The sequence below is a fragment of the Amycolatopsis sp. cmx-11-51 genome (assembly GCF_047608665.1).
In the GTDB taxonomy this organism is placed as follows: domain Bacteria; phylum Actinomycetota; class Actinomycetes; order Mycobacteriales; family Pseudonocardiaceae; genus Amycolatopsis.
Window position 1 is genome coordinate 1 of sequence record NZ_JADNQO010000006.1, and the last position, 20,376, is coordinate 20,376.

15 protein-coding genes are annotated in these 20,376 nt (G+C 68.2%); 4 read left to right on the forward strand and 11 right to left on the reverse strand.

What is annotated here, in order from left to right; translation table 11 throughout:
* Positions 1-357: 357 nt before the first annotated feature.
* The 6 genes from ACM6LU_RS21795 to ACM6LU_RS21820 form a co-directional block, all read right to left on the reverse strand.
* A complete protein-coding gene (locus tag ACM6LU_RS21795; protein WP_414939576.1) occupies positions 358-867 on the reverse strand; it encodes a DUF4394 domain-containing protein in 510 nt (169 codons plus the stop codon).
* Between the two features lie 670 nt (positions 868-1,537).
* A complete protein-coding gene (locus ACM6LU_RS21800; RefSeq protein WP_414939577.1) occupies positions 1,538-2,371 on the reverse strand; it encodes an AfsR/SARP family transcriptional regulator in 834 nt (277 codons plus the stop codon).
* 85 nt (positions 2,372-2,456) lie between these two features.
* Positions 2,457-6,440, reverse strand: a complete 3,984-nt coding sequence (locus ACM6LU_RS21805) for a TIGR02680 family protein (RefSeq protein WP_414939578.1) — start codon at positions 6,438-6,440, stop codon at positions 2,457-2,459.
* Entirely contained in the window at positions 6,437-7,657 is a 1,221-nt protein-coding gene (locus tag ACM6LU_RS21810; RefSeq protein ID WP_414939579.1) for a TIGR02678 family protein, read from the reverse strand. The genes ACM6LU_RS21805 and ACM6LU_RS21810 overlap by 4 nt, the downstream gene beginning before the upstream one ends.
* Positions 7,654-9,147, reverse strand: a complete 1,494-nt coding sequence (locus ACM6LU_RS21815) for a TIGR02677 family protein (RefSeq protein WP_414939580.1) — start codon at positions 9,145-9,147, stop codon at positions 7,654-7,656. Before ACM6LU_RS21815 ends, ACM6LU_RS21810 begins: the two co-directional genes overlap by 4 nt.
* Before the next feature lie 86 nt (positions 9,148-9,233).
* Entirely contained in the window at positions 9,234-9,563 is a 330-nt protein-coding gene (locus tag ACM6LU_RS21820) for a hypothetical protein (protein ID WP_414939581.1), read from the reverse strand.
* A 108-nt stretch (positions 9,564-9,671) separates the two neighbouring features.
* On the opposite strand from ACM6LU_RS21820, the gene msrA reads away from it, so the two are divergent.
* Positions 9,672-10,166, forward strand: coding sequence for a peptide-methionine (S)-S-oxide reductase MsrA (gene msrA / locus ACM6LU_RS21825; RefSeq protein ID WP_414939582.1), 495 nt, complete (start codon positions 9,672-9,674; stop codon positions 10,164-10,166).
* 257 nt (positions 10,167-10,423) lie between these two features.
* Here msrA and ACM6LU_RS21830 read toward each other — a convergent pair whose 3' ends face one another.
* On the reverse strand, positions 10,424-11,020 hold the full coding sequence (locus tag ACM6LU_RS21830; RefSeq protein WP_414939583.1) for a TetR/AcrR family transcriptional regulator: 597 nt from the start codon (positions 11,018-11,020) through the stop codon (positions 10,424-10,426).
* A gap of 78 nt (positions 11,021-11,098) precedes the next feature.
* Between ACM6LU_RS21830 and ACM6LU_RS21835 the strand changes: the two genes are divergently transcribed.
* The gene (locus ACM6LU_RS21835; RefSeq protein WP_414939584.1) at positions 11,099-11,485 is read left to right on the forward strand and encodes a cupin; all 387 of its coding nucleotides are present in this window, start codon (positions 11,099-11,101) and stop codon (positions 11,483-11,485) included.
* Here the strand turns inward: ACM6LU_RS21835 and ACM6LU_RS21840 are convergent.
* Genes ACM6LU_RS21840 through ACM6LU_RS21855 form a run of 4 tightly spaced genes read right to left on the reverse strand, consistent with a single transcriptional unit; the run spans position 11,482 to position 19,467 of the window.
* A complete protein-coding gene (locus ACM6LU_RS21840; protein ID WP_414939585.1) occupies positions 11,482-12,699 on the reverse strand; it encodes a TIGR02679 family protein in 1,218 nt (405 codons plus the stop codon). The two genes, ACM6LU_RS21835 and ACM6LU_RS21840, sit on opposite strands and share 4 nt — an antisense overlap.
* Entirely contained in the window at positions 12,699-16,736 is a 4,038-nt protein-coding gene (locus ACM6LU_RS21845; RefSeq protein ID WP_414939586.1) for a TIGR02680 family protein, read from the reverse strand. Before ACM6LU_RS21845 ends, ACM6LU_RS21840 begins: the two co-directional genes overlap by 1 nt.
* Complete coding sequence (locus ACM6LU_RS21850) at positions 16,733-17,926, reverse strand: TIGR02678 family protein (RefSeq protein WP_414939587.1); 1,194 nt, start codon at positions 17,924-17,926, stop codon at positions 16,733-16,735. The genes ACM6LU_RS21845 and ACM6LU_RS21850 overlap by 4 nt, the downstream gene beginning before the upstream one ends.
* Entirely contained in the window at positions 17,923-19,467 is a 1,545-nt protein-coding gene (locus tag ACM6LU_RS21855) for a TIGR02677 family protein (protein WP_414939588.1), read from the reverse strand. Before ACM6LU_RS21855 ends, ACM6LU_RS21850 begins: the two co-directional genes overlap by 4 nt.
* Positions 19,468-19,844: 377 nt before the next feature.
* Between ACM6LU_RS21855 and ACM6LU_RS21860 the strand changes: the two genes are divergently transcribed.
* Entirely contained in the window at positions 19,845-20,015 is a 171-nt protein-coding gene (locus ACM6LU_RS21860) for a hypothetical protein (RefSeq protein WP_414939589.1), read from the forward strand.
* Complete coding sequence (locus ACM6LU_RS21865; protein WP_414939590.1) at positions 19,999-20,304, forward strand: hypothetical protein; 306 nt, start codon at positions 19,999-20,001, stop codon at positions 20,302-20,304. Before ACM6LU_RS21860 ends, ACM6LU_RS21865 begins: the two co-directional genes overlap by 17 nt.
* Positions 20,305-20,376 lie beyond the last annotated feature (72 nt).

The following is a 20,376-nucleotide window of genomic DNA, read 5'->3' on the forward strand; positions in this document are numbered from 1 at the left end:
CCAAGAGGTTCAAGGAAGCGTTGATCTCCTCCAAGACTCTTGGGTTGGTTGTGTCTTCGAGTAGTGCCACAGGTGCGGCTTTGTGAATGTCCACTCAGCGAACATACAACCGACCACCGACAGTTTCGGGTCGTGCGGACAACGTGGATGTCGCCGATTTCCGGCAACGGTTGGAGGGAATCAAGGGTTCAGTGCGCCGCGTCGGCGACGGCATCGAGTTCCGCTTGGCCGGCGCCTCCTGCTTTAGCCCGACATGTTCAGCTCACGCTCCACCACCCGCAAAACATCTTTCCAGGTTCGCGCGGCTGTTCGTTGTCCGGCCGAGACCGAACACCGAACAGCACGACCCCCGAGGACTCAGTGCGTGTCGAGTGCGACCGCGACGTCCCCGATCGGCAGCGGGAAGTCGCCGACCTTGGCCGCCGCGCCGGTCAGCAGGTTGACGGTGGAGAACGTCGACGGAGAGCCGCTCGGCGGGTTGAGCACGGCGAACACGGTCGCCGAGGTCGTCTTGCCGTTGGTCAGGTCGCTGTGGATGTCGAAGCCCGCGAGCGGGCCGGTGTCGAAGCCGAGCGTGCCGGTCGGTGCCAGGAACCCGTTGTTGGCGGGCGATTGGATGAACACTTGGTCGGTGTTCGTGCCGATGACGAACAGTGCGGTGGCGGTGTCGGGGTTGACGTCGTTGTTCGTGTAGGCGGCGGCCGTGACACCCCTGGTGGGTCCGCCCTGCGGCGGCGTGGTCAGGATGGTGTCTTCGATCGTGGTGTGGTCGCCGAGGTTGTGCCGCAGGTTCTGGCCGTGGTCGCTGATCACCCGCAGCCGGTCGGCGGCCGGGTTGAAGTCGACACCGAAGTTCGTGCCGTACAAGGGAACACTGAGTTGTGAGACCTTCGTGACGACGACGTCGGGCGTCGCGGGCGGGGGTCTCTATCGGGTAGACGCGGCCCTTGTTCCCCACGCCGTTCTGTACCCGGAAGTCGATCCCGATCAGGTTGGTCTCCTCTGCCGGTGGAGAACATGGCCATCAGCTTGCCGTCCGACGAGATCGCGAACGCTTTCGGGCCGGCGGTCGGTGCCGAACTCCCGCTCACGGTGCCGACGAAGGGCGTCGCCGCGATCATGGCCTTCTTGAGCCGTGCCTTCATCGGTACTCCCCTTCAATGCAAATCATTGCGCCACAAGCTAATCGGTGGCTTTGGACGTCGATTAGACCCGGCGTCCGGCGGATTGCGGGTGCGGGGGACCGGCGCAACAGTGGGAGACAACGGAATCAGGGGGAGCGATGACGATCAAGAACGCCGCCGGCGTGGTGGTTCTCTTCGCGGGGCTCACGTTCGTCGCGGAAGGTGAGGCGAATGCGGCACGGGGCTGCGCTTCCGGCGTCGAGACCATCAAGCCGGCCGTGCTTGAAGTGCCGGTGAAGTGGACCTGCGCCTACGGCCTTTCCTGGTGCGCGGACGGCGGAAAGATCACCTGGGCCGAGCCGTCGGTGACGCCGCGGGTGCACGACCCGGCCTGCCGTCGGGCAAACGGTTCTTCACGCGTGCGCCCAATGCACGGCGAGTGCGGTCTCCCGGCACCCGCGGTTCCCGTGACGGCCGCGATCGCCACCGTGCCACTGGAACCCGCCGCCCCCGGTACCAGTTCGTCCAAAATGGACAGTTCGGTGGCCCCGGCCGGTGAACCGGGTAACTGCCGCGGGACGCCAGGGGCGGGACGCGGGTTCGCGGGCGGTTCCCCGTCGTCGAGCAGGGCGGCGTGGGCCGAGAGCCGGAAAGCCGTCGCCCGCTGGCCCGAGCCGGGCCTGGGCGGGTTCGTCCAGCGGCTGGTCCGCGGCGGCTTCGACCAGGTCGGTCAGCACCTCGCGGGCGGCGCCGATGGCGAGCATCGCGTCGCCGTACCCGGCGAGCGGCGATCGGCGTTCCGCGACCAGGGACACGACCCTCGGATGCGTTGTGAGCGAAGGGAGATCGGCCAGCGGTCTGCCGCGCCACCAGCGCGGGGCCTCGCCGAACAGGGCCGCGGCCCGGCCCGTCTCCGCGTCGCGCCGGGCGTCGTTCGCCTCGGCGACGAGCCCGCGGACGTGGGGAAGGTCGACGTCGATGGTGTCCCAGCGCAGCGCGTAACCACCGCCGACATGCGGCAGGAGCTCGCTCCCGGACTGAGCGGGGCCCGCTCGGGTTCCAGCAGCCGCCGCAGGTGTCTGGAGGACGTTCACCGCACTGTGCGGCGGCCGTTCGCCCCAGAGCGCGTCCGCCAGGTCCTGCTTGGACATCGCCTCGCCGCCGGCGAGCACCAGCAACCCCAGCACGGCCCGGCGGCCGGGTGGGCCGAGTTCGAGTTCCGTGCCGCCGCGCCACGTCGGCGCCATCGGAGGAGAACGTAGTGAGCCATCCCGCGTCGCACAAGGACGAACCACGGAAAGGGCTCCGCGACCGGCTTCGGAGCCGCTCAGGCTAATGTCCGGCGGGCAGGAGGTCGTGGCCGTTCCAGGTGAACCGGGCCGTGGTCACCGCGTCGTCCCCGTCGCCGCCGGTGATGAGCTGGTGGATCCCGACGCCGCCGAGTTCGGCGTAGGTGCACCACTCGTGGTCCGACGTCAGCATCAGGTCGAGGTCGAGCACGGACAGCAGGCCGAACACCTGCCCCCGGTTGGTGGTGTCGACGCCGACGAACACCTCGTCGAGCAGGATCACCCTCGGCGCCTCCGGCACGGCCTGGTAGTGCGCGGCGACGGCGGCGAACAGCGGCAGGTGCAGCGCGATCGCCTTCTCCCCACCGGAAAGCGCGCCGTGCAGCTTCTTGGTCAGCAGCTGCCAGCCCGCCCCGTTCGCGCGGTCCAGCTTGACCACGAACCGGTGCCAGGACGTGTAGTCGAAGACCTGCGCGAGCTGCTGTTCCCAGCTGGTCGCGGTGTCGTCCGCCTTCGCCTGCTCGACGCGCTCGCGGAAGAACTTGTGCAGCGATTCGCGGTCTTCGGTGGTCAGCTGATCCGGATCCTTCAGCAGCAGGTCCCGCGCGGTCTTGGTACCCGGCGGCAGGTCGGGGGAGACCTGCCAGACCAGCCGGACGGCGACCCTCGACGCGGTCCGCACCCGCTCCAGGCGCGCGTTCATCCCGTCGACGAGGTCTCCTGCCTGCTGGATCCGGGCCGCGAGATGGCGGCGGGTGTCACCGGTCAGCGTCTTGTCGAACAGGTCGCTCTCGCGGCCGGTGATCTCGTGCCTGCTCTGTTCCGCTTCCGCGTAAAGGATCTTCAGCAGTTCGGCGGCGCCGACCCGCAGCCCGTCGACGACGGCGGTGAAGATCTGGACGTCCTCGTCGGTCTCCAGATCGAGTTCCGCGCGCGAGCTGAGCGTGTTCCGGCAGGTGTGCACGGCCTCGGAAAGCCGGTGCAGCGCCTCGCCGAGGTTGCTCGGCGCGTGCGGCACGGACGGCCAAGCCGCGGCCACCAGGCGAGCTGTGTCGAGAGCCGCCCGCACCCCTTCCGAAGCGGACAGGGTGGCCTGGAACTTCAGCAGGTCCTCGATTCCGCCGTCGGCGGGGAAGACCCCGGTGGCGAGCTTCCGGAACCGGAGCGCGGTGGCGTCCTGCTTCGCGGTGGCGTCCTCGCGGGCCTGCGCGTCGGTCGTGCGCTGGACGCCGAGCGCGCCCAGCCGGACCGCGAGCTTCTTCGCGTCGGAGTTCGCGCCGCGGAGTTCGTCGGCGAGTTCACGCAGTTTCGTGCGCAGGCCGTCGATTTCGGCGAGCACCTCGCGCTGGCCGGTGCCGACGGTGCCCTCGATCGCGTCGAGCATCGCGGTGAGCTTGGCGCGTTCGGTCTCCGCCTCCGAAGCCTCGTCCTCGCGGCGGGTGGCGTTCGCCTCCGAACGCTCCGCCTGCTCGGCGAACGTCTCGGCCCGCTGGGTCGCGGTGAGCAGGTTCCCGTGCTCGTACAACCAGTTCTCGCCCTGGTCGGAGTAGGTGCGCAGGGCCGAGGCGAGCGCGGTCAGCGGCGCGCGTTCGGTCGGCAGACCGCTCTCCGAAGCCTGGCCGGTCAGCTCGTGCAGCGCGGTCTTTGCTTCGATCTCCAGCGCGGAGACGGTCGTTTCCCGATGCCGGACGTCGGCGTCGGCGGCGGTCAGGTCGGCCTCGGCCGTGGTCAGTTCTCCAGTCGCGGCAAGGAGATCTTCGTGGCCGGGCCGGGCGGCGCGTTCGATCTTGATCAGTTCGCGTCTGCCGCGCAGCGCGGCCAGTTCGCCTTCCAGCTCGGCGATGGTCTTCTCGCGGCCGGAGATCTCGTCCCGCAGTCCGGCGACCTTGCGCTCCCGGGCCCGCAGGCGGGCGGAAGCGCCGATGTACGCCGGTGCCTGCTTCGCCCAGCTGCCTGACAGGCTGCCCATCCGCCAGCCGCCGTCCGCGCCGATCGCGGCGGGACCCGCGGGCAGCGTGTCGTCGAAGGCGATCACTTCCAGCACCCGCCGGACCTTCGCCGGGGCGACCCCGGCGTCGGGTTCCGGTACGAGGACGTCGGCGAGCGAACGGCCGGACGCCGCGGGCAGCGTCCCGGTTTCGGCGAGCACGTCGTGCCCGTCGACGACACCGTGGGAGTTCACCCAGGCGTCCAGCAACCCGGCGCCTTCGAGCGCGGCTTCGATCCCGGCGTGCGTGTCCTCCGGGACGGAACCGGCGAAGTCGACCAGTCGCCACAGCGGCGCGCCACTCATCTCGGCCCGGTCCGCCGTCCGGGTCTTCGGCGACGCGGGGGCGAGGACGTCCTCCGTTTCGAGCACACTCGCCTCGACCAGGAGTTCGTCGTGCTCGGTGCGCGTCGTGGCGAGCGCGGCGCCGGTCGCCGTCTCCCGCCGGACGATGTCCTCGAGCACGGCCTCGGCGACCGCGCTGATCTCGCCCAGCAGCGAGACTTCCGCCTCGGCTTCCCGCACGAGTGCTTCCGTGTCGGGGAAACGCAGCTCACGGCAGCCGATCGCCCACTCGGCGAGCCGGGTGCGCAGATCGCTCAGCGCGAGTTCACGTGTCGCCGTCGTGAGATCCAGTTTCTCCCGCGCGGCGGAGAAATCCGACCTCGCCCGGTCCAGCTCGGCCTCGGCCTGGTGACGGCGGCCGACGGCGCGTTCGTGCTTGTCCAGTGCCCGGCCGAGGGTCTCGACCTGGTCGCGTTTGCCGCGGACGGCGGCCTGCAGCAACGGACGCAGCCTGCCCGGTTCGCCCATTCCGGCGACGAGTTCGTCGTGCACCCCGGCCAGGTTCGCGCGGGTCGCGGCGGCCCTGACCTCCATCTCCTGCGAGCGGACGAGGTCGGCCTGCCGTTTCGCGACCTGCCGCGCCGCTCGCGAGCGCTCCTCGTCGGCGTCCGCTTCGGCACGGAGCCGGTCGGCGTCCGCGCGGAGCGTTTCCGCCTGCTCCCGCGCGGAAACCGCGCGCTGTCGCAGTTTGTCGAGTTCCTGGCCCTTTTGGTACGACTCGGATTCGGTCAGTCCCGAGAGGCGGGCTTCGGCTTCTGCGACGTCCTTTTCCAGCTTCGCCGCGCGTTCCTCGGCGGCTTCCTTGCTCGCGGCGACCTCGTCGTACTCCTCGGCCGAACGGCGGGCGGCCGCGGCGAGTCCGTCGAGTTCGGCGGTCGCGGTGATGAGGTTCGCGGCGCTCGCGCGCAGGACGCGCTGGGCGTAGGTCTTCTGCCGCGCGGCGAGCGCGCGGGTCGCGTCGACCTCGGTCTCCAGCGAGCCCAGCTTCTCTCGCTGCGCGTCGAGCCGTTCGAAACCCTCGGCGAGATCCGCGATCTCCTGCTGCCCCAACGGCGGGAGCGCACGGGACAGCAGGTTGGACAGCAGGCTCGGGTCGAGCCGCTGCGAGAGTTTGGGCATCCGCAGCTGGAGGAGCGCGGTGATCAACGCGTCGTACCGCTGCTCGCTCAAGCCGGGGAACAGTTTCGCGCGGATCTCGGTGCGGTAGTCGGCCGCGCCGGTGTGCACGGTCCCGCGTTCGCCGAGGTGCTCCTCCAGCGCGTTCTTGGTCAGCGGCTGGCCTGCCTCGTCGACCAGTGGCAGGCCGTCGCCGACGCGCAGTCCGGTGGTGAAGAAGTCGGCGTGCACCGTGCTGGTGTGCGTGCTCGCCTGCAGCCGCGCGCCGCAGGTGAACCACTTGTCCTCGCCCCTGCGGAATTCGAGCCACACGTACCCGACGCGCGTGGCGCCGGAAGCGCCTTCGCCCATCAGGTTCCAGTGCATGCTGCGTTCGCTGGTGCCGAAGGTCGACAGCCGGTTGGCGCGCAGGCTCGCGTCGAACAGGAACGGCAGCAGCAGCTCCAGCGCCTTGGATTTCCCGCTCCCGTTGGGGCCGCGCAACAGCAGTCGCCCGTCGTGGAACTCGAAGATCTCGTCGTAGTAGCGCCAGATGTTGAGGATGCCCGCACGGGACGGGATCCATCTCGTCACGGTCACGTCGCCTCCTCGTCTCGATCGGTGTACCTCGCGGCGGCCGGGAGTGGCCGGACGAGTTCGGCTTCGACGCGGACCAGCCCGAAGCCGGTCAGCACCGCGAGCGCGTCCACGGTCAGCCGCCGCACGCCGTCCTTGCCCCGGTAGGTCTTGGCCCAGCGCGGGAACCGTTTCAGCAGCTTGACGGTGGCTTTCTGCAGGTAGTCCGTCGTCCGCGGCTCGTCCAGCGCGTCGAGCAGCAGGAGCGCGGCGACTTTGGCGTTGCTGCCGTCGTCCGGGAACTTCTCGTCGGTGGCCAGCCCGTCGACGTCGACGAGCAGCACACCCTCCGCGCGTTCTTCGAGGACGAAGCCACCCTGTTCCGCGGCGCGGCGCAGCAACTGACGTCCGGTCGGCGACCCGAGGTACGCGCGCTCCTCGGCGCTCAGTTCGTCGAAGTAGAGGACGGGATCGTCGACGAGACGGCGGAAGACCGAATGCCGGAGCCACAGGTTCCGCTGGACGTCGGAAGCGCTCGGCGTGTCCTCGTGGCGCCCCGACGAGAGGCCGTAGCGCTGCTCGTACGACACCGCGTCCAGCAGCTCCTCGAACCGCAGCGCGACGTCGTCGGCGGGCACGGCCAGCTGCGACGGCCCGACCGGGGCGGCGAGCATCCGCAGCAGCAGGGTCGCGTCGACCCGGAACAGTGCCTTCGCGATGGATTCGTCCACAAAGGACTCCGGGTCCCCGTCGGCGACCGCCAGGACACCGAAGGACTCCAGCAGTTTGAGGACGTCCACGAACGCGACGCGCTCGGCCCGCGAGGTGACGTCGAACGTGGTGACGAGGTCGTCGGCGGCACTCGCCCTGGCGACACGGTCGGCGAGCAGGCCGATCGTGGTCACCGGCACCGTGAGCAGTTCGGCCGCGACCACGCACAACAGGACGTAGCGCCGCCGGTCGAACGCCTGCCTGCCGGACCGCGGCCGCCGGGCGGGGCGGCTGGGGTCGTCGGCGGCGCGGACCTTGACCAGCCGGGCGTAGCCGAGCCGGGGTTCGACGGTGAGCGTCCAGCCGCAGTAGTAGTCGAACCACTGCCGGATGGGCTCGCGGCGGCGCCGGATGAGGTCGAAGGTCTCGGGGGCGCCGCGTTCGCCGATCAGCGGCGTGGCCAGCATCGCCCGGATTCCGCGTGCGACCTCTTCGCGCTCCGCGATGACCAATTGGTTCGTGAGGCTCACGCACCGCCTCCGGCCGTGCTGATCTCGATTTCGTAGTCGGGACCGCGGAAGACGCCGCTCGTGGTGGTCAGGCGCGCGACCGCGCCGTTCCGCGGCGGCCGCAGGACGATCTCGATCTGGCCGTCGGATGTCGTGCTCCGCCGGGCGCCGCCCGTGCCGGGACTGTTGCCGAGTGCCTGCCCCAGCAGGTCCAGAAGCCGCTCGAAAACGGTGTGGTCCAGCTTCTCGAACGCCGAAAGCCGCACGACCCCGCCGGTGTCGAGCATGCTCCACGCCGCCTCGAGTTCGGCGCGCTCGGCGATCGCCTGCCGCACTCGTGCCGCCCGGACAGCGGAGACGTCACGGACCCTTCCGGTCTTGGTGAACCGCTCGGTGCGGCCGGCCGACCGGAGCAGTTCCGACACCTCGACCGGCGGCGCGTCGAGCCAGGACGCCGTCGTGCTGACCACCTCCGGGTCCGCGTGGGCGAGGTGCGCGTGCCGCGCGGAACTGAGCCCGAACATGGTGGACCACAGGCGATGCAGGTCCTCCTGAGCGGGGACGACGGTGAACCATCGCGCCAGCTCACGGAAATCCGCGACCGCGCTGCTCGCCCGGCGTCGCGACTCGGTGATCCGGTCCAGGACCTGGAGGAGCGTGATGATCGCCCGCCGCGCGACCTGATGGAGGTTTTCGACCCGCGGCGCCGCGCCGTCTTCGGGCAGGAACCACGCGCGAAGCCCGTCCCAGCGGGCTTTACGGACTTCCAGCCAGCGCGGGTCCGCGCTCGGCAAAGCCGCCCCGTTGAGCGCACGCCGGCGCACGCGCTCGACGCCGTACTCGTCGATTTCCTTGATGCGGGTGGCGATGGTGTGGGTGTGGTGCTCCAGGTCGTTCAGGAACTCCTGCAGATACGCCACCGTGGATGCCTTGACCTCGTGGAACGTCGCGAGGTCGGCTTCGGCGTGCAGCAGGCGCTGGAGGTCGCCGTTGAACCGCTTCGTGTTGTCACGGAACGCCTCGAGGTGGCTCTCGATTTCGGTGAGCGTGCTGAAAACACGCCTGTCGGTGCCGTCTTCCAGCTGCTTGACGAGTTCACCGAGCCGCTCGCCCAGCGCGTCGAGGGTGGCCGTCTGCAGCCCACCCGTCGCGTTGAGCACTTCGTTCGCGCGGACCACACCCGCGTACGCCGCTTCGCCGAGCCGGGTCAGCGAGTACTGAAGATTGCGGCGTTCGTACTCGGAGGCCGTCCGGTAGTCGCCCGCGTGGTTCTGGACGATGTCGAGGTGGCCTTGGCTCCGCAGCTGGTCCAGCGCCTTGACCAGGTCTTCGTCGTCCAGCGTCTCCAGCCAGCCGACTTCCCGCAGCCTCGTGCGGAGGTCGTCGATGCCGAGCGCCGTCTCGAGCCGTTCGTTCGCCTCGCCGAAGGCGTGCAGGATCGCCAGGGGGAGCCCGGACCTGCCGCCGTCGGTGAAACGGAACATTTCGGGCGGTACCCGGATCGGATCCATGCGACCTCCGGCGATGATGCGTGGAGCTACACGTTAGGGGGTCACCCAGGCGAGTCCGAACGGCCCATCTTTTTCACGCTGCGTACTCATGTGGTGAAAAGGCTGAGGTGCACGGTGGTCCCCTCGACAGCGACCTTGCGAGACACACGGCGACCGTCGATGAACTGACTGTCCTCCATGACACCGGGGGCGAAGTGGGACGCCTTGAGCAGCTCCGGCACGTCCTCCGCCGGAAGAGTGAGGGCGACGCGGTACATCACGTCGATGCCCCTCTCGTACTTCGTCTCCAGCACCTCGCCGCTCGCGGGCATCGAGATCCCGCCGAACCGGAAGGCCTCCTCGGGTGACGGTGCGGGGTCTTGCGTCGTCGTGCAGCCGGCCAGCAGAAAGACCAGGGCCGCGAGCAGGAGCTTCACGCATCGTGAGACGCGCGGTGGACGTAAGCGTTCCGTCACACTTGGGCGGGGATGACAGGGACGCCCTGGCGCGTTCTACTGGATGTCGACGACCAGAGGAGAACCACAGTGACGGAAAAGGCTGTTCTCGCGGGCGGCTGCTTCTGGGGCATGCAGGACCTGTTCCGCCGCCACCCCGGAGTCGTCTCCACCAGGGTCGGTTACACCGGCGGAGACGTGCCGAACGCGACCTACCGCAACCATGGCTCGCACGCCGAAGGCATCGAGATCGTCTTCGACCCGGCGCGGCTCACGTATCGCCAGATCCTGGAGTTTTTCTTCCAGATCCACGACCCGACGACGCTTGACCGTCAGGGCAACGACCTCGGCGCCAGCTACCGCTCGGCGATCTACTACACCGACGACACCCAGAAGCAGGTCGCCGAGGCGACGATCACCGACGTCGACGCCTCCGGCAAGTGGCCCGGCAAGGTCGTCACCGAAGTGACCGAGGCCGGTGACTTCTGGGAAGCCGAGCCCGAGCACCAGGACTACCTGGAGCGCATCCCGAACGGCTACACCTGCCACTACGTGCGGCCGGAATGGCAACTGGGCGAGCGCTGAGTCCAAGTCCGTGAAGGCCTCCTTAAGGGACCCAGAGTCCCCTAAGGAGGCCTTCACGGACCCAGAGTCCCCTCAGGCGAGGAGGTCCTGGTGTTCCTCGTGGCCACCCCTCCGGTGAACGCGCGTACCTGCTCGACCAGTCCGGACTTCGCCGCAAAATCCATACCAGACCTTTCTCGACTCCCGCGAAGTCTCGGTGCCGACGTCCGAGACCGCGGTCTCGCAGAAAAGCTGCGCTTCAACGAGAACGCGATCTTCTACACGGTGCGAGAACTACCTGTCACCTGGTGAAGGTCACTCAGGCCCGCTTTGACTTGTTCCGGCGTCATGCCTTCCCGTCGCAGGTAGGCGTACTGTGCCGCCGCCAGTGGTGCGAGCAGTGCCTCCGCCCGGAATCGCGCATCCGCTGCCAGTTCGATTTCGCTGATCAGCGCGACCAGGTGACCGCGGTGCAGCCGGTACGCGCCGGTCACGAACCGCGCCATCGGCGTCTCGGTCTCCGCGACCATCAGCAGGTCTCCATGCGTCTCAAGCCTGTCGACGTACGCGCTTATGAACGCCCGGAGCCGTTCTTGCGGCGGCGCCCCCGGTCCCAAGGGTGGCGGCCCGCTGATGAACGCCTCCTGGAACTCGCGCTCGTTCTCGTCCAGAAGCGCCTGCGCCAACGCGCCCTTGTCCGGAAACCGTCGATACACGGTCCCGATCCCGACGCCCGCCTCGGCCGCGACCTCGTCCAACACGAGCCCGTCGACTCCCTTGGCCGCCACAAGCTCGGCCGCGGCCCGGACGATCTTCCGCCGGTTGCGAGCCGCGTCCGCCCGCTCGACCGGTCCGGATCCTGCGATGGGAAGCACTCGGTGAGCTTAGTCGGTAGACAAGTGGAACTTTCTCCGCTTAACTAAGCGGAGAAAGTTCCACTTAAGGAGGCTTGGATGTCCGTCGAACACTTCATGAGCGCTGACGCTTCGACCTGGTTCCAGCGGCTTGACCAGCAGATCTTTCTCGCCGACGTCCTCTCTGAGGACAGCGGCGCGGCGATGTCCGTCGGATTCGGGCGCTACCGGAAGGGGGAGAAGAACCCGTGGAAGATGACCTACGACGAGGCCCTCGTCATCACCTCCGGAGTCTTCACCGTCGAGGACCCCTCCGGATCGGTGACGGCTCGGGCGGGTGAGGTGATCTACCTGCGGGCGGGGACCGAGGTCGTCTACGCGGCCGAGGAGGACACGGAACTGGTCTACGTCACCTATCCGCACTGGCTGGCGGCTACCGAAGCCTCCGTCGAAGCTCATCGCCTCGGCGACTTCCACGAGGCCTAGCGAAGATCGTCCAGCAAGGCAGGGAGAACCAGTTCCTCTTCGATGCGCACCCCGCGTCGCTCGAGGGCAGGGCGTAGTCCCGGATCCCAGGAGGCGTCCGCCGGCCTGCCTGCCAGCGGACCGCCGGTCACGCTCGTCGCGGAGTACGCGGAAGCGTCGAAACGCCAGGGTTCCCAAGGAATCCGGTCCCGCAGGGTGTTGCCGATCCGGATGCCGCCCCAGTCGAAATCGCCGTGATACCTGAACCGGGCACCGTCGGTCGCCAGCAGATCGAGTAGCCGCCACACCGCGGCCGACGGCTGGCCATTGACACAGACGAGGGGAGGGCATCCGGGACCCAGCTCATCGGCCGCGGAGGCGAGAACGATCGGGTTCTCGCAAACCGACACGATCCCGGCTTCGACGCCGAGCCGCGCGGCGTACAATTGGCGAAGCGTCAAGACGCAAGGTTCACCGGCGTCCTTGGCCAACGCAAGTATGCGGCCGGTCACCGTGGTGGTGCTGCCCGGCAAACCGAGGCACAACACGGACGAGGACAGCTCGTCGCGGTGGACGCCGACCGCCGCCCAGGAAGTACGGCGTTCGCCTGCTGTTCCGTCCCCCGCCGGTGGGATGCCACGGAGGACTCTCGCCGCTGAGAGGACAATTGTCGCCAGGGGACGCCCGTCATCCAGGCCGTGCGCGTCGCCCGTGGTTTCCGCCGCGAGCCGACCCAGTGCGATGCCCTCGGAAGGCAACTCGGCGAGAACACGGACCGCCGTGGTGATCAACGTCGAAGCGATCCCCGGATCGGAAGTCAGCCTCCGGACCAGGCCGGTGGCGTCCAACCAGCCGCGCCAGGTCACCAGAGCCGGATGTCGTGCGACCAGCTCGTCCAAGGGCACGTACGCCGCTGCCCAAGCCGCGGCTTCCTGCACCCGGTCGGGCACGGCTCCGATCAGCAGCCTCGCGGCATCGGCGAGCCCGTCCGGCGCCGAACCGCTGCGACGGAGCACCGCGTCGACCTCGTCGAGAGAAACGCTCAGGGAAGTGCCGGTACCGGCCCGGCGACCAAGCAACCGTTCGATGGCCCTGCGCTGGTCAGGCGTAGCCGAGCCGAGGGTGACGATTCCGCTCAACGGCTTCCCGTTGAGCATCCGCCGCCGCAAGCGGTCGAGCAGCCACGTCGTCTCTTCGCCGCCCAAGAGCCTGCGAAGGCGGTCCAGATCGGCCATCAGGCACTCGGGACGTAGGGAATCGGTCGTTGCTCCTGGACACGCTCACGGCCGTTCCACCGCCAGGGCGTCACCAGCACGGCGTCGATCCCGTCGCGCCGGGCGAGTTGTGCGATGGCCAGACCGGGCACCTGCGGGTAGCAACCCCATTCGCGTTCGCTGGTCATGACGACATCGAGATCGAACGCGGCGAGCAGCCCGAGGCACTTGGCCCGTGAGTCGTCGTCGACGCCGGCGAACGCTTCGTCGAGCGCGACAAGACGTGGCGTGTGGGGATTGGCCGAAGACGAGTAGAACGAGGACGCCGCGGCGAAGAGCGGGACCGACGCGGCCAGCACCCGCTCGCCGCCGGAAGCCGGGCCGGTCGCCGACCGCCATTGTCCGTCCTGGTAACGCTGGATCGCGAATTCGTGCCAGGTCCGATAGTCCAGTGCCCTGGTCAGCTGTTCGACCCAGCCGCCCGCCGTGTCTTCGGCGTGCTCGCGATTGATCTGTTCCTGCAGGAATCCGCCGACGGCGGTCCGGTCTTCCACACTCCAGGCGTCGGCTGTCTGCCGTAACAACCGGTCTCGCACCCTGTCGAGGCCGTCGGGCGCCGTCCGCGAAGTACGCCACTGCAGCCGCAGGCGCATCCCGGTCGACGTCGGCCTGGCCTCCAGATCGGTATTGATGGACCGGACCTGATCCTCGGCGTTGCCGATCAGTTCTTGCAGCGTGCCCGCCACTTCGTTGATGAGGTGGTTCTCGAGGATTTCGCGTTCCTTCGCCGAAAGCAGGTTCGCCCGCTGCTCGTTCTCCACCTCCAAAGCGGCCACCAGCGTGGGAATGTCCTGGGTGCGCCCTTGGAACAGCACGTCGACGACGATGATCCCGTCCCGCACGGTCATGCCGACCGAATGGCCGTGCCTGGACAGCGCGTCGGTCAGCAGCTTGTGTTCGGCCGACACCCGCTGCTGCACCAACTCCCAAGGCCGGTCCGCGTCGTCCACGCCGTCCAGCGCGGCGTTGACGGTCCGCGCGAGGGTGACAGCCGGGTTCGGCGCCCACTCCTTCTCGGGATCGGGAAATTCCAAATCGGGAATAGCTGTTGTCAGCAGCCCCGTCGTCGCGAAAGCCCGCAGCTCACTGATGGCCTGGTCACGTTCCGCCACGGCGATCGAAATCGAACCCCGAAGCGTTTCTCGCCGCCCGTTGGCCGTACCCCGCTCTTCGCGTACGACCTGTTCGTCTCTTCGCACCTGCTTTTCGCGGGCGTCTCGCTCATCCAGGTCCGTAGCGACCGCGTTGAGCTTCCGATAGAGCTCATCGACTCCCGCCCCCGCGGTCTCGACCAGGACGCGGTGGCGTTCCGCCACGATTTCGGCTTCGGCGCGGGCTTCGACGGCCGATTCCCGCGCTTCGCCGTGGTGTTCGGCAGCGGCCAGCAGTTCGTCTTCGGCCTTGGCCGATTCCGCCATCGCCCGAGCCAATGCCCGCGTCGCCGGCCAAAGCCCGGCCAAGGCGACGCGGTAGTCACCGACGGCTTGACGAACCCGAGCGAGTTCCTCGGGGTCGGTCGGCAGACGTACGTCACCGGCGAATTCGATGACCTGTCCGCGAGTCCGCTCTGCTTCCTCGGCGCGGTCCTCGGAAGCCGCGACAGCTTCGCCGAGACGGACGTCGATCCGGCGTTTCGCGTCGTGTTCGCCGGCGAGCTTGACATGAGCGTCGCGAAGATCGGTGTCCGTCGGCTGAGCACGGTGTTCCGCGGTGAGGGTGGCTCGGTAGGCGGCGAGGCCGTCCTCGACGTCCGCCAATTCGGCGAGGCGCCGATCCAGCAGGAGACCCTCTTCCCGCAGCCGCCGAACGCGTTCCCTGCGCGCGGCTTCGCGCGCGCCCTCGCCCAGATAACCGGCCGTGTCCTTGTGCCACGACCCGCTCAACACGCCGATGGCGAACCTGCCGTCCGCCGCGACCCAGGTCTCCGCGCCGGGTCCGAGACCGATCGCGCGCAACACGGATCCGACCACGTCGTCAGCCAGGGCCGAGGCCTGGGGGTCGGCCCGGTCCACCGCCGGTGCGAGGACGGCAGTGAGGCCGCCCGCCGGTGCGGCGGCGCCGGGCTTGACGACCACGTCACCGGTCTGTGTGCTGTGCAGTTCGCCGTCCGGCGTCACCCAAGCGTCCAGAATCCCCGCGGCCTCCAAAGCCGCTTCGAGACCGGCTCTGTGCTCCGCGGTGACGCCGGGGACGAAGTCCACGACCTTCCACAGTGGAGCGCCAGGACGACCCGTTCGAGCAGCTTCGTCGCGGGTGTAAGGCCTTGGTGGAGCGTCGTGCCCGCCGGCCTCGAGCCGGGCGATCTCATCGAAGATCGCTCGCCGTTCGTTCACCGCCGCTGTTCGTTCGGCGTCGAGAGCGGCTCGTCTGCGCCCGAGTTCGGCGGTCGCCCGCAGCACGGCCTCCTCCACGGCCGATGCCGCGGGATTGGCACCGGCGAGAGTCTCGGTCCACGCGTCCAGCGAGTCGAGCAATTCGTCCACATCGGACAGTTTGAGCTGCTCCGTGCCTGCCAAGTACGAGCGATAAGAGGCGACGAGCGCCGCACCATGCCCGACGATGGCCTCATCGGCCACGGTGATCCGCTCGAAGGCGTCCTGCTGCTCGGCGGTGATCCGGTCCACGCTTTCGCGTGCCGAACGCAACGCGGCTTCGGCCTGTGTCACGGCGTTGAGGAACCGTTGCAGCTGTTCGACCGCTTTGGTCTGCCGTTCGACGAGCGCCTGCCCGGCTCGCTCATCTTGCTCGGCGATGACAGCGGCATGTCCCTCGGCCAAATACGCGGCGTCGGCGGCCTCTCTCGCGATGCCCTTGGCCTGCCCCAAGATTTCCGCGTCGGCATCGGTCGTCCGCCGTGCCGTTTCGGCTTGCTCTTCCCGGCGTCGCAGGTTGCCGACGGCCGCCGCCAGATCGCGTTCCCGCGAAAGGGCGAATTCACTGAGCCTGTCGGCTTCTTCGCCCACCTGCTTCAGTGCCTCGGCGTCCCGCATTTCCGGACTGCTCTGCAGCGCGGCACGGCGAGCCTCCAGCTGGGTTTTCGCCGCCGCCAGCTCATCGAGCAGTCGTTGGGTCCCTTCGAGCGCCAGCGTCGCGTTCTCGTAAGCGGCCTCGGCTTCACCCAGCTCACGCCCGAGCTGTTCGTACCTGCTGTGAGTGTGGCGAACCGGAGCCGCCCGGCGTTTGGCCGCGATCCGGGAATAGCGCCGGTAATGGGTGAGGAACTGGTCCGCCGCCGTCTTCGCTTCGGCGAGGGCGCGTAAGGTCTCCCGCTCCTCGTCGAGCCCACGGAAAGCTTCCGCGACCGTGGTCACCAGGGCCGGGTCGAGTGGCGGAAGTGCCTCGGTGAGCGCACGGGACAGCAGTTTCTCGTCCGGTTTCTTCGACAGCTGCGGTTGTCGAAGCTGGATCAGCAGATTGACGAGGGCTTCGTAGCGGTGGATCCCCAGCCCGAACAGTGCTTCGTCCACCGCACGCCGGTATTCCGACGCGGTGTCGTAGACCAAGCCATGTCCGTCTATGGCGTCCTTGAGCTTTTCCCTGGTCAACGCCACCCTGGTCGGGCTCACCAGGGAGAGGTCACGGCCTACGCGTTGATCGGTGACGAAGAACCAATGCCTGGCGATCCCGCGTCCGGCGACGGCCTTGAGCCCGCAGCCGATCGTGCGGTATTCGGCGCTTCCGTCGGGAAGGGCACGGCCGAATTCCAGCCAGGTATAGCCGAGGCGTTCGTTGTGCGGATGTTTCCCGCCGAGCAGCAGGTTCCATTCCATGCGTTTGTTGCGGTCGCCGTCCGGCTCCACCCGGTGCGCCGACAGTTCGCCGTCGAGCAGGAACGGCAGGGTGAGCGCGAGCACCTTGGACTTGCCGGTTCCGTTGTTGCCGCGCAACAGCAAACGGCCGTCATGGAAATGGAACTCTTCGATGTCGTAGTAGAACAGGTCGACCAGACCGGCACGAAGCGGTTGCCAGCGGGCCCTGTCCGGGACGGGCGAAGTCATTTCCCGGTCTTCCTCTCCCGAATGGTGGGCGCGTCGAGCCGATAGCGGCCGATCGCGGGCAGCGCACGCACCATCGGAGGATCCCCTACGGAATCCTCCACGAGACGCAAGGCACGCAGCTTGTGCAACGCGATGGCGAGGAGTTCCTCGTCAGCGCCTTCTTCGGTGACTCCGCGACGCCAGTAGGAGGCGTGCTCGCGGGCGATTTTCCTGACATATGCCAGTAGTCGCTCGATCGGCACCGGTCCGTTCCGCGCCGCGAGGTACTCGGCGACGAGCAAGGTGGCGTGACCATCGGTGCGCTGCTCCGGCATGCGCACGTCGGTCAGCTCGTCGTCGGGGTCGACCATCGCGACGCCCTCCGCGCGGACTTCGGCGACCAGCCCGGTGGCGTCCTCGATCCGGCGAGTTATCGCATGCCGCTGGCCGACCAGGTACGCGCGTTCGTCGTCGGCCAGCTCGTCGTAGTAGACCACTGGATCGTCGAGCAGGCGGCGGGTGAGCCGGTGACGCAAGGCTCGATTGCGCAGGTCGTCGGTGTCGGCGACCGGTTCGTGGGCGAGTTCTGCGAGCCTGGTTTCGAGGTCGGCGGCCTTGATCGTCGAAGGACCGCGACCACTGGTCAGCAGCGAGGCCAGCACTCGGCGCTGTACGTCGTACAGGACGTCTCCGTTGTCGCTCAGATAGGAGTCTTCCTCACCGGCGACCCGCTCGAGGACACCCCAGGTGAGCAGCAGTCGGACCGCGGCGACGAGATCCGAACGTTCGTCGCGCCTGCTCAGCGTGAACGACACACCGGCATCGACGAGTTCGGGTTCACCCGCGGCGGCGAGCACGCCTTCGGCGAGACGCCCGAGAGTGATCTGCGCGTCGGCTCGCTCCAAAACGGCCAACGCCAGGCAAAGCAGGACGTATCTGCGGCGACCGAACGGTGGTTTGCCCTTACCGTCCCTCGCTGGATGGGTCGGGTCGGTCAACGTCGGCGCGGTTTTGAACAAGCGCGCGGATTCCGCGCCGACCAGCAGCCGCCAGCCCGTCTCCGTGGCCAGCCAATCACGCAGATCCGCCGCATGGCGCCGGACCAACCGCAGTACTTCGCCGTCCGCCCCCGCGGTCAGCAACGGCTTGGCGAGTAGCGCCCGCAGGGCTTTCCGTTGCTGAGCGACGGTTTCCTCGACGAGCACGGTCACGCGATCGCCTCCACCCGGCCGTTTCCGATCAGGTCGAAGATCTCGATCAGGTGTTCCGGCCCCTGGAGAACCCCGTCCTCGGTGTCGATGTGCACTGTTCCGCCACCTCGCACGAGGGTCAGGCGAACCTCCATCGTGCCGTCGCTGGTGGTGGTCCGGACTTCGTGCTCGCCAGGGGCACGGGCCGAAAGAGCGTCGCCGAGAAGCCCGAGGAAAAGCCGGAACGCCCGCGCGTCGAGTTCGCCCAGCGCCGACAGCCGCGTCGGCCCCGGCGTCGCCAGCCGCTCACGCGCCGCGGCGACCTGCTCGGCCTCCAAAGCCGCCTGCTCGGCCAGAATCCGTCGCTGCTCCGCGCGGTCCGAGACCCGGTTGGGCTGACCGCGCCGCTCGTAGGATCCCGTTCGGCGCAACTGCGGGCTGATGTGCACCCCGGCCGCTTGCCGCCACGGCGTACTCGGCGCGGGCTGCTCTTCCTCCCACGCGGCAACGGTTTCGTTGTCGACTGTGAGGTGCCGCGCCGAGCTGAGCCCGAACGCCGTCCGCCACAGCCGATGCGCCGCGTTGTCGTCCGGGGCCTGGGCGAACCACCGCGCCAGCGTCCGGAAATCCGCCGAGCGATCGGAGCGCCCGGAACGGCGTTCGTTGAGCGCGGCCACCGTGTCGATGAGCTGGGTGATCGCCGTGACCGCGGCTCCGCGTAGAAGCCGCGCCTGCGACTGACGGCGGGAGTCGGCCGAGACGAACCAGTCATGCAGCCCACGCCACCGGTTTCGCCAAGTGTCGTAACAGCTTTCGATGGCGGCCGCGTTCTCGTGATCGTCCGGCGCGACATCGGCCGCTTCGCGTCGCGCGGCCACCATGAGCAGCTCTCGCACCCCGGCCTCTTCGATCTTGCCCAGCAGGTTGGCGATCTCCGCACCCCGGTTGGCGAGGTCGGCGATGAACCGGTTGACGTAGTCGATCAGCCGCTGCTTGTAGGCGACGAACGCCTCCACGTCGCCGTCGGCGAAATCGATGACGCGGCGCAGCGACGCCATGAACGCCTGCGCGTTGTCGGCCAGGCCGGTGAACCGCTCGGCGAGGGCCAAGAGGAGAAGATGCACCTTCGCCGGGTCCAGCTCTCGCGCCCCCGCCAGCTCCACGAGCGCCCGCAGCTGCGCGGCGATGTCCTCCAGCGCCACCGACTGCAGCGAACCCCGGCGGCCCAGCGCCTGGTCATAAACCGCGAGTGCCTCTTCAGCGGCCTGGCCCGCCGCAGTGAGCTGGTACAGATACCGCGCGCGGTGGAAGTCCGCGACACTGGTCACCCGGCTCGTGTCCGGATCGGCCCGCAAGTTGCCCCAGTCGACGAGCTTGTCCAGCGCGTCCGCGACCTGCTCGACCTCACCCGGCCTGCCCAGATCCGCCGCGACGTCCTCCGGACGCATGTGAACGATGAACCGGTCCCTCGCCCGCGCGAACGTCAGCAGGACGTCGCGATAAAGCGCCGCGTTCGGCGCACTCAGGTGCGCGAACGGCTGTGGCTCCTGGTCGGCGGTCACGATCCCATTATGGGGAGGGCACCGACAGTCTTGGCGTGGACCCTCCGGACGCCTGGTCAGCACACATCTAGCTGGTAGGACCGTGGCTGAACACGCATACCCCGCCGCCTACCCCAGCGGGAGTCCAATTCGCATCGCTGCTGGGCAGCCTGTGTCCAGAGCGTAAGGGGTCAGTATCCTGTTCGGCTGTCGGGCTGTCACCGTGACCCCGCCCTGGCATGCTTTTGGGGCGTCTCGGGTCAGAGTCGATGAGCGGGTCAACAGGTGGCTGGCGTCGATTCACGTCGCCCTTGGCAGTGACGATGCCCAGCCGACGCCCCGTGCCCGGCCGACTATAAGGATGTCCAGCTGGGCTAAAACGGATTAGGGTGTGAAGGGTGACTGAGCCGTGGATGTCCGTCGACGTGATCGTTGAGCGTCTTGGTGTCAAGAAGGACGGCATCTACGACTGGATCGTCACGCACAACACCGAGGTCGGAGTAAGGGTCCGTCGCGATGACGCCGACGAGACCTCAAGCAAGAAGGTTGCTCGTGAAGATGATCGATAACCTCAACGAGCTTCTGGGCGACGATCTCAAGGCTCAGATCTCGTCGGGTTCCAAGGTGCGTATTGCAGCCTCGACGTTCTCTATTTTCGCCTTTGAAGCGCTTCGTAAGGAGCTTGAGAAGGTGAGCGAGTTGGAGTTCATCTATACGTCACCTTCGTTCATCGCCAGCAACGCCGCAGAAAGGCTTCGCAAAGAACGCCGTGAGTTCTTCATTCCGCTGCCTAAAGGTGAGGAATCTAGCCTCTACGGCTCCGAGTTCGAGATCCGGCTTCGTAACAAACTGACTTAGCGTGCCATTGCCAAGGAATGTGCGGACTGGGTGCGCCGCAAGGTCACATTTAGGTCGAACTCTACAGGCAAA